Source organism: Pseudomonas sp. P5_A12, from assembly GCF_056400685.1.
The window spans coordinates 49,411-67,208 of record NZ_JBFUKU010000005.1 but is presented as its reverse complement, the minus strand read 5'-3'; the positions used below and the strand labels follow the sequence as shown (position 1 = coordinate 67,208).

Genomic DNA, 17,798 nt, shown 5'->3' with positions numbered 1-17,798 from the left:
CCCACAGTTGAAATGCGATCAACTGTGGGAGCGAGCCTGCTCGCGAATGGATTTCAGCAGCACTAAAAGACTTTAATCAGAACCACTCATCCTGCATGCCCAGGCACACATCATCCCGAGCCTCAAGAATCGTAAGTTCATGGTGGCAACCCGGCACTTCCCACGTCAGGAAATACCGCGCCGCCTGCAGCTTGCCTTTATAGAAGCTCACATCCGCCGCATTTCCCTTGGCCAACCCTTCCTCGGCGCGAATCGCCTGCTCCAGCCAGCGCCAGCCAATCACCGTGTGCCCGAACACTTTCAAGTACAGCGCCGAGTTCGCCAGGCTGCTGTTGACCTTGCCTTGACCGAGATCGATCAGCAGGCCAATGGTCACCGTTTGCAAACGTGCCACCAGTTTTTCCAGCGGTTCACGCAGCGCGGTCAAGGATTCATGCGCCTCGGCCCGCGCGCCTGTATTGGCGATCAGTCGGATCAATTGCTTGAGCCCCGCACCACCGTTCTGCGCCAGCTTGCGCCCCAGCAAGTCCAGCGACTGAATGCCGTGCGTACCTTCATGAATCGGGTTCAGACGGTTGTCACGGTAATACTGCTCCACCGGGTATTCGCGCGTGTAGCCGTGGCCGCCGAGAATCTGGATCGCCAGTTCGTTGGCCTTCAGGCAAAACTCCGACGGCCACGATTTGACGATAGGCGTCAGCAAATCCAGCAGCTCATGGGCCTGCTTACGCTCGGCTTCAGTTTCTAGTGTGGTGGTGTCATCGAACAATCGCGCCGCGTATAGGCCGAGATCGAACGAACCTTCGACGTAGGCTTTCTGGGTCAGCAACATGCGTTTAACGTCGGCGTGTTGAATGATCGCCACCGGCGCGGTGTTCGGGTCCTTGCTGTCGGGCACGCGACCCTGCGGGCGCTCGCGGGCATATTCCAGCGAATACAAATACCCGGCGTAACCGAGCATCACCGCGCCCATGCCGACACCAATCCGCGCCTCGTTCATCATCTGGAACATGTAGCTCAAACCGTGGTGCGGCTTGCCCACCAGATAACCAACACACTCGCCGTTATCGCCGAAATTCAGTGCGGTGGACGTGGTGCCGCGCCAGCCCATCTTGTGGAACAACCCGGCCAGCAACACATCGTTGCGCTTGCCCAGGCTGCCGTCATCGTTGACCAGAAACTTCGGCACGATAAACAGCGAAATGCCCTTTACCCCGGCCGGTGCGTCCGGCAGTTTGGCGAGCACCATGTGCACGATGTTTTCCGACAGCGGGTGATCACCGCCGGAGATGAAAATCTTGTTGCCCTTGAGCCGATAAGTGCCGTCGGACGCAGGCTCGGCGCGGGTGCGAATGTCCGACAGCGACGAGCCGGCATGCGGCTCGGTCAGGGCCATGGTGCCGAAGAAACGGCCGTCGATCATCGGTTGCAGGAAGCGCTGTTTCTGCTCCTCGGTGCCGAAGCTTTCAATCAGGTTTGCCGCGCCCATGGTCAAAAACGGGTACGAAGTCGATGCCGCATTGGCTGATTGAAAATGCGCGAAGCAGGCTTGGGACAACAGCGTAGGTAGCTGCATGCCGCCAGCCTCGAAACTGCGCGCGGCATTGAGGAAGCCGGCTTCGAGGAACGCATCCACCGCCGGTTTCACTTCCGGAATCAGAATCGCCTGACCGTCCTCATAACGCGGCTCGTTCTCGTCGCCTTTGCGGTTGTGCGGGGCGAAGAACTTCTCGGCGATATTGCGGGCGGTGCCGATGGCGGCATCGAAGGTCTCGCGATTATGCTCGGCGAAACGCTCACGCTGAGTCAGGCCCTCGGCATCGAGGACTTCATACAGCTCGAAAGCCAGATTGCGGGAACTGAGCAACGTCTCGGACATGGCGGACTACCTTTAAAAAAGTATGCCGCAGTCTAGGGAGACTTATAAAAATGGGGAAGGAAGATAGACGGGGGTGATGGGGCGGCACAAGCTACAAGCTTCAAGCTGCAAGTAAGAGCGGTTTGCTTCTACTTACAGCTTGCAGCTTATAACTTGCAGCTGCTGCTTAACCTATGGTCATCAGACTGGCATTGCCTCCAGCAGCAGCCGTGTTAACGCTCAACGCACGCTCGATCACCAGGCGCTCCAGCGCAATGTTGGTCTCGCCTTGCGACAAGCCATGCACACCGACAATCGCACCGGCACGCTTGGCCACTTGCTGGCAGACCGCCCGCAACTGGTCGGAGTGGCCATGATGCAGAACCGCATCAAACACCACGTCGTCCTTGTGCCAGTCGGACACCAACTTGATGCGTGCCTGAACTTCCTTCGGCAAACGTGCGAACAACGCCTTGGTCAGGTCGGATTCCGGCCACACCGCCGAACCACCGACAGCTAGCACCGCCGCCAGTTGAGTCAGCAGATCGCCTTCGACTTCCGCCAGGCACAGCACGTGTTCGCGCGGCAGGATGGCGTAGCTGTTGCGCTCGCCGGTCGGGCCCGCCAGAACACGGGTGATCCCGCTTTGCGATTGCGCCGCGAACTGCACGCACAGGGTGCTCAGGTCGGCAAACTTGTGGCTGTCAGCCCAGGTTTTCAGGGCGGTCAGCGGCTTGCTCATGGCGTCGCGCAGACGAACGTCCGGGGCTACGACGGCGTCACCGCGAGCGAAGGATTGTTCGATGGCATCGGTAGGACGCGTCGACAGCAGGCGGTACAGGTACAACGGACCACCGGCTTTCGGGCCGGTGCCCGACAAACCTTCGCCACCAAACGGCTGCACACCCACCACAGCACCGACGATGTTGCGGTTCACGTAGACGTTACCGGCGTTGACGTTGTCGATCACCTTGGCGATGGTTTCGTCGATGCGCGTGTGCACGCCCAGCGTCAGGCCATAACCGGAAGCGTTGATCTGACCGATCAGTTGATCGATGTCTTTGCGCTTGTAGCGAACCACGTGGAGCACCGGACCGAAGATCTCCCGTTGCAGCTCGTCGAAGCTTTCCAGTTCGATCAGGGTCGGCATCACGAAGGTGCCGCGTTTGACTTCTTCGCTGTTGGCGATGGCCACCTGGTACACGTTACGACCTTTGTCGCGCATGCCCTGGATGTGCTTCTCGATGCCAGCCTTGGCTTCGGCGTCGATCACCGGGCCGATGTCCACGGACAGGCGCTCAGGGTTGCCGAGGCGGCATTCAGCCATGGCGCCTTTGAGCATTTCGATGACACGGTCAGCGGAATCTTCCTGCAAGCACAAGACGCGCAGTGCGGAGCACCGTTGACCGGCGCTGTCGAAAGCCGACGAAACCACGTCGATCACAACCTGTTCGGTCAGTGCCGAAGAGTCGACGATCATCGCGTTCTGGCCACCGGTTTCGGCGATCAGTGGGATCGGGCGACCCTGGGCATCCAGGCGGCCGGCGATGTTGCGTTGCAGCAGACGAGCAACTTCAGTGGAACCGGTGAACATCACGCCTTTAACGCGATCGTCACCTACCAGTCCGGCACCAACGGTTTCGCCACGGCCCGGCAGCAATTGCAGAACGCCTTCCGGAATCCCGGCTTCGAGCAGCAAACGCACGGCTTGAGCCGCGACCAGCGGGGTTTGTTCCGCAGGTTTGGCCAATACCGGGTTACCGGCAGCCAGTGCCGCCGCGACTTGACCACTGAAGATCGCCAGCGGGAAGTTCCACGGGCTGATGCACACCACCGGGCCCAATGGGCGGTGGGCGTCGTTGGTGAAATCGTTGCGAGCCTGCACCGCGTAATAACGCAGGAAGTCCACGGCTTCACGCACTTCGGCGATGGCGTTGGCGAAGGTCTTGCCGGCTTCGCGGGCCAACAGGCCCATCAGCGGCTGGATTTCGCCTTCCATCAGATCGGCGGCGCGTTCCAGAATCGCGGCGCGTTCTGCAGGCGGGGTGGCCTGCCAGATCGGCGCGGCATTCAGGGCGCACTGGATGGCGTTATCAACGTCATCGACGGTGGCTTCCTGCACATGGCCGACCACGTCACGCAGATCGGACGGGTTCAAAACTGGCGCAGGTGTTTCAGTGCTGGAAACGCAACCGAGCATCGGCACGGCTTTCCAGTGGTTGTGAGCGGTGGCCAGCAAAGCGCAGGACAGCGAAGCCAGACGATGTTCGTTGGCCATGTCGATGCCGCTGGAGTTGGCGCGCTCGGCACCGTACAGGTCACGCGGCAGCGGGATACGCGGATGTGGCAGGCCGAAGCCGCCTTCCAGCGTCGCCATCTGCTCGATGCTGGCCACTGGATCGGCCACCAGCTCCTGGATCGAAATGGATTGGTCGGCAATGCGGTTGACGAACGAAGTGTTCGCGCCGTTTTCCAGCAGACGACGTACCAGGTACGCCAGCAGCGTTTCGTGAGTACCGACCGGAGCGTACACGCGGCACGGACGGTTCAGCTTGCCTTCGGAAACTTTGCCTACAACCTGTTCGTACAGCGGTTCACCCATGCCGTGCAGGCACTGGAACTCGTACTGGCCGGGGTAATAGTTCTGACCGGCGATGTGGTAGATGGCCGACAGGGTATGGGCGTTGTGCGTGGCGAATTGCGGGTAGATAACTTCCGGTACCGACAGCAACTTGCGGGCGCAGGCGATGTAGGAAACGTCGGTGTACACCTTGCGGGTGTACACCGGGTAGCCTTCCAGGCCTTCGACCTGGGCGCGCTTGATTTCGCTGTCCCAGTACGCGCCTTTCACCAGACGGATCATCAGGCGGTGACGGCTGCGACGAGCCAGGTCGATCACGTAATCGATCACGTACGGGCAACGCTTCTGGTAAGCCTGGATCACGAAACCGATGCCGTTCCAGCCGGTCAGTTGCGGCTCGAAGCACAGGCGCTCCAGCAGATCCAGCGACAGCTCGAGTCGGTCGGCTTCTTCGGCGTCGATGTTCAGACCGATGTCGTACTGCTTGGCCAGCAAGGTCAGCGACAGCAGGCGCGGGTACAACTCGTCCATCACACGCTCGTACTGCGCGCGGCTGTAACGCGGGTGCAGTGCCGACAGCTTGATGGAAATGCCGGGGCCTTCATAAATCCCGCGACCGTGGGACGCTTTGCCGATCGAGTGAATGGCTTGTTCGTACGACGCGAGGTACTTCTGCGCGTCGTGCTCAGTCAGTGCTGCTTCACCGAGCATGTCGTAGGAGTAGCGGAAACCTTTGGCTTCGAACTTGCTCGCATTGGCCAGGGCTTCGGCGATGGTTTCGCCGGTGACGAACTGCTCGCCCATCAGGCGCATGGCCATGTCGACGCCCTTGCGGATCATCGGCTCGCCGCTCTTGCCGATGATGCGGCTCAGGGACGAAGTCAAACCTGCTTCGTTATGCGTGGCGACCAGTTTGCCGGTCAGCAGCAAGCCCCAAGTGGCTGCGTTGACGAACAGCGACGGGCTGTTGCCCAAGTGCGGGTGCCAGTTGCCGGTGCTGATTTTGTCGCGGATCAGCGCGTCGCGGGTACCTTTGTCCGGGATGCGCAGCAGGGCTTCGGCCAGGCACATCAGTGCGACGCCTTCCTGGGACGACAGGGAAAATTCCTGCAACAGGCCCTGAACAATGCCGGCACGGCCACCGGCGCTTTTCTGATTGCGCAGTTTTTCGGCAATCGAGGCGGCGAGCTTATTCGTGGCTTCGGCCATGGCGACCGGCAGGCGAGCCTGTTCGATCAGCATTGGCACCACTTCCGGCTCAGGACGACGGTAAGCGGCGGTGATCGAAGCACGCAGCACCGATTGCGGCAGGATGCTTTCGGCGAACTCCAGGAAGCACTGGTGCGCGTGGTCGGCATGGACCTCACCGGTGTCGTCAGCGTCTTTGCTGATCAAGCCACTCAGTTCGGTCAGGGTTGCACCACCCTCGAGTTTTTCCAGGTAATTGAAAATTGCCTGCTTGATCAGCCAGTGCGGCGTGCGATCAATCGAGGTCGCGGCAGCCTTGAGGCGTTCGCGGGTCGGGTCGTCAAGTTTGACCCCAAGGGTGGTGGTAGCCATTTTTTTATCCTCATGTTTGCCACGACCGCGTGGCATCAGCTGGCGGCAAGATTAGCCGTGCAATCGTTGAGGTGCAACCGGGTGCAACCCTTTTTTTGTCGGAATAATCAGCAGCTCGTCAGGAAATAAATTCCGGTACGAATGTACCGCATCGGCTTGGTGCTTTTGTTTCTAGCTAATCGTCGTAACTGCCCTGAAAAGAAGCAAAAAATATCGTTTTTTTACGAAAATCAGATCAGGTGCAACTTATTCTCAAAAAATGGGTTGCACCTCATTTGGGTTGTTGAATAGGATTCGCGCCCCAAGGTGCAACCAGGTGAAAAACCGGTGCGCCGGCTGATGGCTTTCCTGGGGAAACATCAGTCATAAATGCGCAGGTCTCGAAATCGTCTGAACAAATGTCGTCGTTTGTCAGCGGTTTTACACACTGCCGCTACATAAAAACAAAGCCAGGGCATCACTTAATGAGCGTAAGCAATCCAACCCTGATCACGTTTGTGATCTACATCGCAGCAATGGTGCTGATCGGCTTCATGGCCTATCGCTCCACCAACAACCTTTCTGACTACATTCTGGGCGGTCGCAGCCTGGGTAGCGTCGTGACGGCCTTGTCCGCTGGCGCCTCCGACATGAGTGGCTGGTTGTTGATGGGCCTGCCGGGTGCCATCTACATGTCCGGTCTGTCCGAAAGCTGGATCGCCATTGGCCTGATCATCGGTGCTTACCTGAACTGGCTGTTCGTCGCTGGCCGTCTGCGCGTGCAGACCGAGCACAACGGCGATGCCCTGACCCTGCCGGATTATTTTTCCAGCCGTTTCGAAGACAAAAGCGGCCTGCTGCGGATCATTTCTGCGGTAGTGATTCTGGTGTTCTTCACCATTTACTGCGCCTCCGGCATCGTCGCCGGTGCCCGTCTGTTCGAAAGCACCTTTGGCATGTCCTACGAGACGGCGCTGTGGGCCGGCGCTGCGGCGACGATTGCTTACACCTTTGTCGGCGGTTTCCTGGCCGTGAGCTGGACCGATACCGTACAAGCCACGCTGATGATCTTTGCCCTGTTGCTGACGCCGATCATCGTGCTGCTGGCGACCGGTGGCGTCGACACCACCTTCCTGGCCATCGAAGCGCAAAACCCAAGCAACTTCGACATGCTGAAAAACACCACCTTCATCGGCATCATCTCGCTGATGGGCTGGGGCCTGGGTTATTTCGGCCAACCGCACATCCTCGCGCGTTTCATGGCGGCGGATTCGGTCAAGTCGATCGCCAACGCTCGTCGCATCTCCATGACCTGGATGATCCTGTGCCTGGGCGGCACCGTGGCGGTGGGCTTCTTCGGAATCGCTTACTTTTCGGCAAACCCTGCTGTGGCAATGCCGGTGAGCGAGAACCACGAACGTGTGTTCATCGAACTGGCGAAAATCCTCTTCAACCCTTGGATTGCCGGTATCTTGCTGTCGGCCATTCTGGCTGCCGTAATGAGCACCCTGAGCTGCCAGTTGCTGGTGTGCTCCAGCGCCCTGACCGAAGACTTCTACAAAACCTTCCTGCGTAAATCCGCTTCCCAAGTGGAACTGGTCTGGGTCGGCCGCGCCATGGTGCTGCTGGTTGCCCTGATCGCCATCGCGATGGCCGCCAACCCGGAAAACCGCGTACTGGGTCTGGTCAGCTACGCCTGGGCCGGTTTCGGTGCTGCGTTCGGTCCGGTCGTCCTGATCTCCGTGATCTGGAAAGACATGACCCGCAACGGCGCACTGGCCGGCATCCTGGTCGGCGCGATCACCGTGATCGTCTGGAAACACTTCGAACTGCTGGGTCTGTACGAAATCATCCCTGGTTTCATCTTCGCCAGCCTGGCCATCTACATCGTCAGCAAACTGGGCGCGCCGACTCACGGCATGCTGCAGCGTTTCGCTGCTGCCGAGGCAGATTTCCGCCTGAACAAGTGATGGGGGAGCTGCGGCTCTGACCTTTCGCCGCACATGAAAACGGCCCGCTTCCTTTTGGAGGCGGGCCGTTTTTTTTCCGGTTGAGATTAAGTGTCGCAGATCCCTGTAGGAGCAAGCTTGCTCCTACAGGGGTAGGTGGTGGTTTTGAGGGAGATGTCTGTAGCCAGACACACTGATTCTTGAAGGGCGAATCTCTTTAAAAGTAGGAACAATCTGATTTCATTGTCCCTCCCTCAACACCCCTTGTCGCTCATGCAGAATCGCCCGCCTTCATTCTGCAGAGACACATCGGATGTTCGCGCCTGCCAATCAACCGCGTTTCACGTTGACCCTCGACGGCGTCCAGAATGAGCTCAAGGTCCTTGAGTTCACGGGCACGGAAGCCATCAGCCAACCCTACCGTTTTGACCTGGAACTGGTCAGCGATCGGCCGGACATCGAGCTCGAAAGTCTGCTGCATCGTCAGGCGTTTCTGAGTTTCGATGCACAAGGTGCCGGTATTCACGGTCAGATTTTTCGCGTCGGCCAAAGCGACTCCGGGAAACGTCTGACGGGCTATCAGATCAGCCTTGTACCGCGACTGGCCTACCTCGGTCAGCGCATCAATCAGCGGATCTTCCAGCACAAAAGCGTGCCGGCGATCATCGCGCAGGTGCTCAAGGACCATGGCATCCAGCGCGACGCTTTCGAGTTTCAACTCGGCAGCGAATACGCGGCTCGCGAGTACTGCGTGCAGTACGCCGAAAGCGATCTGGCGTTCATCCAGCGGCTGTGCGCCGAGATTGGCATTCACTACCACTTCCAGCACAGCCCCGACGGGCATTTGTTGGTGTTCGGCGATGACCAGACCGTTTTCCCTCGTCTGCCCGAGCCGACGTTGTACCTGCCCGGCAGCGGAATGGCGGCGGATGCGCCGGCCATCAAGCGCTTCAACATGCGCCTGGAAACCCGCACTACCGCTGTCACCCGACGCGATTACGACTTTAAAAAACCTCGCCTGCAACTCGAAACCCGTCTCGACAGCGAGCAGCGCCCGGTGCTGGAGGACTACCACTTTCCCGGCCAATTCACCGATCGCGAACACGGTAAGCAACTGGCTCAACGCGCACTCGAACGCCACAACGCCGATTTCCGCCAGGCTGAAGGCAAAGGTGATGACTGTGCGCTGGTCAGCGGGCATTTCCTGCACCTCGCCGAGCATCCCCGTCAGGCGTGGAATGACTTGTGGCTGATCACTGCAATCGAACATCGCGGTCGTCAGCCACAGGTGCTGGAAGAGTCGGCCACCAGCGATGACCCGGATGATTTCCAGGGCTATCGCAATACCTTTCTGGCAACGCCGTGGGACATTTCGTATCGTCCGCCCCTGGGGCCGCAAAAGCCTCGCATGCTCGGCTATCAACCCGCCGTGGTCACCGGCCCGGTTGACAGCGAAATCCATTGCGACGAGTTCGGTCGGGTCAAGGTTCAGCTCGCCTGGGATCGCGAGGGTCAGCTCAATGAGCACTCCAGTTGCTGGTTGCGCGTCGCTACGGGCTGGGCGCATGACCGATATGGCAGCGTGCTGATCCCGCGCGTCGGCATGGAAGTGCTGGTTGGGTTCATTGACGCCGATGCTGACAAACCGCTGGTGATGGGTTGCCTGCCGAACGCGGCAACCCCTGTTCCGCTGGATCTGCCAGCGGACAAAACCCGCAGCATTTTCCGCAGCCAGAGCAGCCCGGGAGGTGGCGGTTACAACGAGTTGCGCATCGAGGATCGCAAAGGCGCCGAGGAAATCTACCTGCGCGCCCAGCGAAACTGGACCCAGCATGTGTTGAATGATCAACAGGTTCAGGTCGATAACCAGCGCAGCATCGTCGTCACCGGCACCGCTCGCCATGAGTTGAAGGCCGATGAGCAACGCATCACCCACGGTCAGCGCCAGACCGAAGTGAAGCTCGACGATCACTTGCTGGTGACCGGCGTCCGGCACATCCGCGTGACCAGCCAGGCGCTTAACGCCAGTCAGCAATTCCACGTCAGCGCCGGCCAGCAAGTGGTGATCGACGGCGGCGCGAGCGCGACGATTCAGGCGGGCGGGCAGTGGATCAACATCGGTCCCGGTGGGATTTTCAGCAGCGTGCCGATTCAGGTGGGCGGGGCGTTGATGCCCGCGATGGCTGCTGCAACGGCGTCGCTGGATGCACCGCTGAAACTCGCCGCCGCACCGGCAGCGGTGTTGAGTGCGGCGCAGATCATGAGCCTGAAAAGCGACGCGCCGTTTTGTGAGGAATGCGAGCGCTGCAAGGACGGTGTCTGTGCAGCCTGATCATTTGACGCCTCGCGAGTGGCTGGACCGGCAGCCGCTGAAGCCGACGGAAAAACTCTTTGCGGTCTTCAGCAATGCCAGCGCGGCTGAGMCGTTCAAAGCCTGGCAGCGCTCGACCACCGCTCATGCGCTGCACCCGATCTGGGCCGACACCGCCTACGCCGAGTGGGAACCGGTGATGCCCTATGTCGGAATTGTCGCGGCGGGCAGTGAGTTTCTGGAGTGGGTCGCTGCCACCGAGTCTCGCGATTGGGGTTGGTTGGCGGTTTCTTCTGCGTCTCAAGAAGTGCTGGTCGAGCATCTGCGCAGCCTTACCCAAGTTCTTTTGCCCAACGGTCATGCGGTGTTTTTCCGCTTCTGGGATGGGCGTTATTTGCTCCCGATCCTTCAGTCCGGCGAAGTTAATGCCACGCAGTTAATGCCTGTGATCGACCGTTGTTTGATCAATGGTCAGCCGCTCGATATCGGTGGCAGTGCGCTGAAGACTTCCAGGGTTTTCCCGTGGTGGGAAGTATCCGCACCGCTGATTGAACACCTCGCTGGCGAGTCCGCGACGACTCGCATCAACAACTTGCTGATGTGGTTGAGCGAGGACCGACCTGATCTTTATGAAGCGTTTTCGCCGAGCGTATTGCGGCACAAAGTCGCGCTTTTCTTGCAGACGCCGGACCTGCCTCAAGCACCGAAATCAGCTTTGGTGGATTACCTGATGACGGAGCTGGACTGATGGATCAGATCGTACGGATCGAGCAGGAGCTCGACGGGTTTAAAGACACGCTGGTTTTGTATCGCCAGCAACTTGGCAGCTTCTTGGGGCGGAATACGGACAGGGTCAGCCGGGCGATGGATTTGCCTTCGCTGATGAGCATGGAACGGCTGATAAAACTTGGGAGCACCACGACTGCGGTGAGCAGTGGCGATGATGATTTTTTCTCGGGTGTTGCGCAGTGTCCGGCGAGCGGGATTCTGGAGATAGAGAGCAAATTTGAATCGGTTTATGACATTCCGTTGGGGAATATTTCGGTTGATGTGATTGCTGTTGATGGCGGCGAGATCACACCGGTCAAGCTCCATGAAAACGGAAAAGGGCAGTTCGTAGGGAAACCCGGAAAGTTCTATCGGGTTCATGTTCAGAGTGAAGTTACGCCGAAGCAGATTGACAAGCTTTTTGATTCTTACAAAGGCCTGAGCACGGAGCTGGAAGGCTGGCTGCGCAAGGAGTGGGAGGGGTTTAAACCGCAGTGGTCGCAGCAATCGGCGTCGGCATCATTGGCCGCCGTGGGCAATGGAATGCTCGCAGGAGGTTGGGCGGCGATTCAGGAGGTTTGGGATGGTATCGGTGAACTAGTCGACATCCTGAAAGACCCTGGAGCCTTTGCCGAGAAACTGGGTGAAAGCGCAGGAGAACTTGCAAGGCTCGCAGTCAGCGCTCCAGACATGATGGAAAAAGCCATGTTGCTGGCCAGCGACGAGGCGGCGCTGTGCTTGCTGATGCGCACAGCAATGTTATGGCTCGAAGCACTGCCGCCATCGCAATTGGCCGGGACGTCGGCCGAGGCCATTTCCAAAGTCGTGGTTGGCCTGGTCATCGACTTGTTGATTGGCTTGGTGTTGAGCGTGGTCGGCGTCGGTATTGCCTGGCTGACAATGCGACTGGCCAAGTACAGCGCGCAGATTTTTCAAGCCGTGATGGGCTTCGTGAAGTCGATGGTCACGATCATCGACAACTTTATGGAGTACGTAGACCGCTACAAAACAGTTGCCGCGCGCGGCGTTGCAGCAGGACTAAATAAAGGTCGGATGCAACTACGCTGGGATGCCAAACGCAACACCACCCTCAAGCAAAACGAACACCACGACAACGCCCCGGATCAGGCGAAAAACCCCAACGGCGACGCCGCCGATTCCGCCAATAAAACCGCCACCAACAAATGCCCGGTCTCAATGGTCACCGGCGAAGAACTGCTGACCCTCACCGACGGTTCGCTGGACGGCCTCCTGCCGTTCGACTTCACCCGGCTCTATCGCACCAGTGCCGCCGAGATCGATTGCGGCCTCGGGTTCGGCTGGAGCCATTCGCTTTCCCATCGACTGGACATCGACGGCGACAGCGTCATCTGGAGCGACCACGAAAACCGCCGCACCACGTTCCCGTTGCCGTCCGCTGAGCGCCCGGCGATCCACAACAGCCTGTCGCGCGCGGCGATTTATCTGGGCAATGATCCCGAAGAACTGATCCTCGCCCAGGCCGGCGACGACACGCGGTTTTATCACTTTCACCACGGTCGACTCACGACCATCAGCGACGCGTACGACAACCGCCTGCGCATCTCCCGCGACCGCCAGGAGCGCATCCAGCGCCTCGACAACGGCGCCGGCCGCGCCTTGCGCTTGCGTTATGAACGCAACCATTTAGTCGCCGTCGACTACCAGGTGTTTATCCCCGCGCAAACCCTTGAGGAGTGCTGGAAAACCGAGCAAACCCTGGTCAGTTACACCTACGACGAACGCGCACAACTGATCGAAGCCAGCAACGCCGCCGGTGAAAGCGAACGCTACGACTACGACGACCAACACGTCATCCTCCAGCGGCAACTGGCCGGAGGGGCGAGTTTCCTCTGGGCGTGGGAAAAGTCCGGCAAAGCGGCACGCTGCATTCGCCACTGGGCCTCGTTCGCGCAGATGGATGCGCGCTACGTGTGGGATGACGCCGGCAGCGTCACCGTGCACAACGTCGACGGCAGCGAAGAGGTTTACGTCCACGACGAGCGGGCGCGGCTGGTGCGCAAGGTCGAACTGGACGGCGGAGAACAGCTCAAGGCCTACGACGAGGAAGGCCGGCTGATCGCCGAGCAGGACCCGCTCGGGGCGGTGACTGAATACCGTTACGACGAAGTCGGACGCCTGGTGGCGCTGATTCCGCCCGAAGACGAGCCAACGGCCTACGAGTATCGCAACGGTTTCCTGCACGCCCGTTATCGCGGCAAAGCGGTGTGGAAGCATCAGCGTAATGCCCAGGGTGACATCACCGAAGCGACCGATCCTGACGGTCAGGTCACCCATTACCACTACGACGAAAAAGGTCTGCTGCTGTCGATCCGTTATCCGGACAACAGCCGGCATGTGTTCGTCTGGAATGGATTGGGGCAGTTGCTTGAGGAAACGCTGCCGGATGGTGGTCAGCGGCGTTTTTCCTACGACGCCCTGGGCCGGCAGATTACCCGTCAGGACGAACACGGCGCGGTCACCCAGTCGCAATGGGACGCCGTTGGCCGACTGATCCAGACGATTCTTCCTACCGGTGCCAGCCGCGCCTACAGCTACAACGCCTACGGAAAAATCACTGCCGAACGCGATGAACTCGGCCGCATCACGCGCTACGAATACCTGGACGACCTGCACCTGGTCAGTCGCCGCCTCAATGCCGACGGCACCCAGCTGAAGTATCGCTACGACAACGCGCAGCTGTTGCTCACGGAAATCGAAAACGAATCCGGCGAGCAATATCGGCTGGATTACACGCTTGGCGGATTGATCCGACAGGAAACCGGATTCGACGGCCAACGCACGGCGTACGCCTACGACCTCAATGGCCAACTGCTGGAGAAAACCGAGTTCGGCGCTGACGGCTCGCAGCTGATCACCGCTTACGAGCGGGATCCGGCCGGGCGACTGCTGGTCAAAACCCTGCCCGACGGCCTCAAGGTCGAATACCGCTACGACAGCCTCGGCCGGCTGATCGGCGTCGACGATGGCCACGACCACCCGCTGGAATTCGAATACGACCAACAAGACCGGCTGATCACCGAACATCAGGGCTGGGGCACGCTGCGTTATAGCTACGACGCCTGCGGCCAACTCAATCGCCTGCGCCTGCCGGACGGCAGCAAACTCGATTACCACCACGCCAAGGGCGGCGCGCTCACCGCCATCGACCTCAACGGCGCGCGGCTCACCAGCCACCAATTTGCCTTCGGCCGTGAGCAGCAACGCCAACAAGGCCAGTTGCTCAGCGAATTTGCTTACGACGATCAGGGCCGTCTGAAGGCCCATGCCGTCAGCCAACAGCAACAACCGCTCTATCGCCGCGACTATGCCTACAGCGCCAACGGCAATCTCGACAGCATCGCCGACACCCGCCACGGCCAGCGCAACTACACCTACGACCCGCTCAACCGCCTGACCCGCGTCCGCCACACCCGCGAAAACCCACCGGAATCCTTCGCCCACGACCCCGCCGGCAACCTGCTGATGCAGGACCGCCCCGGCGCCGCGAAAGTCGCGGGCAATCGCCTGCTCATGCAGGGCGACCGCCACTATGACTACGACGCTTTCGGCAACCTGATCTGCGAACGCCGCGGAACCGCGCAAAAACTCGTCACCGACTACCGCTATGACTGCCAACACCGCCTGATCGGCGTCACCACCCCGGACGGTTGCACCGCCAGCTACCGCTACGACGCCTTCGGCCGCCGCATCGCCAAAACCGTCGACGGCCACACCACCGAATTCTTCTGGCAAGGCGATAACCTCATCGCCGAAAGCAGCCGCGAACACTACCGCAGCTACCTCTACGAACCCGGCAGCTTCCGCCCACTGGCCATGCTCGACGGCAAAGGCCCGCGCAAAGCCTGCCCGTTCTACTACCAACTCGACCACCTCGGCACGCCGCAGGAACTGACCGATTTTGGTGGCGAGATTGTCTGGTCGGCGAAGTACAACGCCTACGGCAAAGTCACGCACCTGGCGCTGGGTGGGGGCGAGCAGCTTGAGCAACCGCTACGCTTTCAAGGGCAGTACTTCGACGCTGAGAGCGGCCTGCACTACAACCGGCATCGGTACTATGATCCTGATGTTGGACGGTACCTGACGCCGGACCCGATCAAGTTGGCGGGTGGGCTGAACCCGTATCAGTACACGCCGAATCCGACGGGGTGGGTTGATCCGTTGGGATTGGCATGTCTGCCTTGTCCCGGTGAGCCTGAAGGGCCGTTTAGCGAAATTGTTCCAGGCGGAGGTTTAGCTGCGCATGAGGCGCAAGGGGGGCATCTTATTGCCAAGCATGTAGGGAGAACGAAGTTGCAGTTAGCCCAAAGACTTGAGGCCGAGCCTAATATCCCCGCGGCCTCAACGTTTTCGGATAGAGCTAGTGCTGAATCGTTTGTCGCTAGGGCATTGGCTGAAAATAAAAAGCGAATCGACAAATTCTTAAAAAGTACGAAGGGTAAGACGAGTATCACGCATAAATTCGATGAACCGGTTGGAATCAGCTTGCCCAATGGTAGTACCGAATATGTGCCGGCTTCGAAGATCTTGTTGGTATTGATAAAGGATGTTCGACTTCCTGAGGGGTATTTTTTGCTGACAGGGTTTCCAGAGCTATGAATGTTGAATTTCCGGAGTTGCACGACTTTTTTGGTGCGTACTTTCATCAAGATTGGTTGGTTGAACACGAAACTGCAGAGCAGGTGCTCGACTCCTTTTTAACCGAGTCTCATGTCGACGATTTAATCGTGGTCCTAAAGGAACTCAATGCACTGCTTAATCTGAAGAAAGATGAGCTGGTATTGAAAGAGTATCTATTGAAAGAATTGAGTTGTTACTACTGCTACTGGAATGCATGGCCGTCAGGAGAGGCGTGGTTGCGCCACATTGCGAGCAGGTTGACCAAGCAGCTTGGTCAATTTTGATCGATTGGTGGTCAGCGAAATTTCCGGGCAAGCCCGTCGGAATTTTCCTTCAACTCGTATCGGTTTCCATGAACTAGTGTGAATCGAATTCAACCGATAGCCTTTGATGGTCACTGAAAATTCAGTGGTGGGGTGTAGGAACCCTTCATAGCATCGGTAGCGCGTAAGCGTTCGAAACTTGATTTGCGGCCGTCAATGTACGTCCGTAACATCTGTTACGGCGGCTGTGCGCGGGCACGTTTCGGCGTGGTCGAGTTTCCGATGCTCGGTATTCCTACCCCGCGTATAGCTGCCACCCAAGCCTGTAGGAAGGCTTTTGGCAGCTCCTATTTTCATCGGAAGGTCTCAAATGCCAACACTACATCCCGATCCACCCTACGAAAAACCAATCCCCCACCCCAAAAACCGCTTCATGGCCCTCACCAGCAACTGCACCGATATGCCCACGTTGTTCGTCGATACCCACGCGCCGCTCGATGTTTTGTACGACGCGGCCAACTATCGAATTCGCGCCGTGACACAGGTGCTGGAGAACATGTCGATGCGCGGTTCGCTCGAGTGCGAATCCTTCATCCTCAGCGACTTTGCCTTGCTGTGTGCCATTCCGTTGCGGGATGGGTGTGATGTGCTGGATGTGATTGGCCGGCGGTTGCGGGCTCTGGCTTCGGATTAACACCGCCGAATGATCGTTCCCATGCTCTGCGTGGGAATGCAGCCCATGACGCTCTGCGTCAAATCGGTGCCCGGTGTGGCTGGAACGCGGAGCGTCCCTTGTGGCATTCCCACGCGGAGCGTGGGAACGATCATCGTGTAGGGCTGGCCCATTCGAATTGCCCGCTCGGCTGCGAGGCCCTGACGTTCGCCTCGGTACAAGGTAAACTTCCCGGCCTTCGCAGGAGCAATCATGAATTATCGTCACGCCTTCCATGCCGGCAATCACGCCGATGTGTTCAAACACCTGACTTTGACCCGCCTCATCGCCCTGATGTCGCGCAAGGAGCAGCCGTTTGCCTATCTCGATACTCACGCCGGCATTGGTCTGTATGACCTGCAGGGTGATCAGGCGAGCCGTACCGGTGAGTACCTGGAAGGCATTGCGCGTCTGTGGGATCAGCCAGATTTACCGGCGCTGACCGACGATTACATGAAGGTGCTGCACGACATGAACCCGGATGGCCAGTTGCGCTATTACCCGGGGTCGCCAGAGCTGGCGCGGCGTCTGACGCGGCCGCAGGATCGGGTGATGCTCAACGAGAAGCACCCGGAAGACGGTTTGCTGCTCAAGGACAACATGGCCGGCGACCGTCGGGTGAAGGTGCATTTGGGCGAAGGCTGGCACGTGCCGCGTGCGATGTTGCCGGTGCAGGAGAAGCGGGCGGTGATGTTGATTGATCCGCCGTTTGAACAGCTCGATGAGATGCAGCGCTGTGCGGCGTCGCTGAAAGAGGCGGTTGGCCGGATGCGTCAAACCGTGGCGGCGATCTGGTACCCGGTGAAGGACCAGCGCATGTTGCGGCGCTTTTATCAGGATCTGGCGGGCTCGGGCGCGCCGAAGTTGTTGCGTGTGGAGTTGCTGGTGCATCCGTTGGATACACCGAACAGTCTGAACGGGTCCGGGTTGGCGATTGCGAATCCGCCGTGGGGACTGGAAGAGGAATTGCGTGAGTTGCTGCCGTGGTTGTCCAAGAAATTGGGGCAGACCCAAGGTGGGTGGCAGATGGATTGGTTGATTGCTGAGTAGCAGCAGTAAGTTTCAAGCGGCAAGCTGCAAGTTTAAAGCGGCGAGCATCCAGTCTTGCCGCTTGTAGCTTGTAGCTTGTAGCTTGTAGCTTGTAGCTTGTAGCTTGTA

At 59.0% G+C, this 17,798-nt stretch carries 9 protein-coding genes; 7 read left to right on the top strand and 2 right to left on the bottom strand.

What is annotated here, in order from left to right; all coding sequences use genetic code 11:
- Window positions 1-76 precede the first annotated feature (76 nt).
- Window positions 77-1,879, bottom strand: coding sequence for an acyl-CoA dehydrogenase (locus AC1DSG_RS01740; RefSeq protein WP_477789303.1), 1,803 nt, complete (start codon window positions 1,877-1,879; stop codon window positions 77-79).
- A 166-nt stretch (window positions 1,880-2,045) separates the two neighbouring features.
- Entirely contained in the window at window positions 2,046-5,999 is a 3,954-nt protein-coding gene (gene putA / locus AC1DSG_RS01735; RefSeq protein ID WP_477789302.1) for a trifunctional transcriptional regulator/proline dehydrogenase/L-glutamate gamma-semialdehyde dehydrogenase, read from the bottom strand.
- A gap of 464 nt (window positions 6,000-6,463) precedes the next feature.
- Between putA and putP the strand changes: the two genes are divergently transcribed.
- From putP to AC1DSG_RS01700, 7 genes are all read left to right on the top strand, one after another.
- Complete coding sequence (gene putP, locus AC1DSG_RS01730) at window positions 6,464-7,948, top strand: sodium/proline symporter PutP (RefSeq protein ID WP_477789301.1); 1,485 nt, start codon at window positions 6,464-6,466, stop codon at window positions 7,946-7,948.
- Window positions 7,949-8,240: 292 nt separating this feature from the next.
- Window positions 8,241-10,259: a type VI secretion system Vgr family protein gene (locus AC1DSG_RS01725; RefSeq protein ID WP_477789300.1), complete on the top strand. Its 2,019-nt coding sequence runs from the start codon at window positions 8,241-8,243 to the stop codon at window positions 10,257-10,259.
- Window positions 10,249-10,986, top strand: coding sequence for a DUF4123 domain-containing protein (locus AC1DSG_RS01720; protein ID WP_477789299.1), 738 nt, complete (start codon window positions 10,249-10,251; stop codon window positions 10,984-10,986). The genes AC1DSG_RS01725 and AC1DSG_RS01720 overlap by 11 nt, the downstream gene beginning before the upstream one ends.
- Window positions 10,986-15,644, top strand: coding sequence for an RHS repeat-associated core domain-containing protein (locus AC1DSG_RS01715; protein WP_477789298.1), 4,659 nt, complete (start codon window positions 10,986-10,988; stop codon window positions 15,642-15,644). Before AC1DSG_RS01720 ends, AC1DSG_RS01715 begins: the two co-directional genes overlap by 1 nt.
- The gene (locus tag AC1DSG_RS01710; protein ID WP_477789297.1) at window positions 15,641-15,949 is read left to right on the top strand and encodes a contact-dependent growth inhibition system immunity protein; all 309 of its coding nucleotides are present in this window, start codon (window positions 15,641-15,643) and stop codon (window positions 15,947-15,949) included. Before AC1DSG_RS01715 ends, AC1DSG_RS01710 begins: the two co-directional genes overlap by 4 nt.
- A 349-nt stretch (window positions 15,950-16,298) precedes the next feature.
- The gene (locus AC1DSG_RS01705) at window positions 16,299-16,622 is read left to right on the top strand and encodes a hypothetical protein (RefSeq protein ID WP_477789296.1); all 324 of its coding nucleotides are present in this window, start codon (window positions 16,299-16,301) and stop codon (window positions 16,620-16,622) included.
- A gap of 231 nt (window positions 16,623-16,853) precedes the next feature.
- Window positions 16,854-17,690: a 23S rRNA (adenine(2030)-N(6))-methyltransferase RlmJ gene (locus tag AC1DSG_RS01700; RefSeq protein WP_477789295.1), complete on the top strand. Its 837-nt coding sequence runs from the start codon at window positions 16,854-16,856 to the stop codon at window positions 17,688-17,690.
- The last annotated feature ends 108 nt before the right edge of the window (window positions 17,691-17,798 follow it).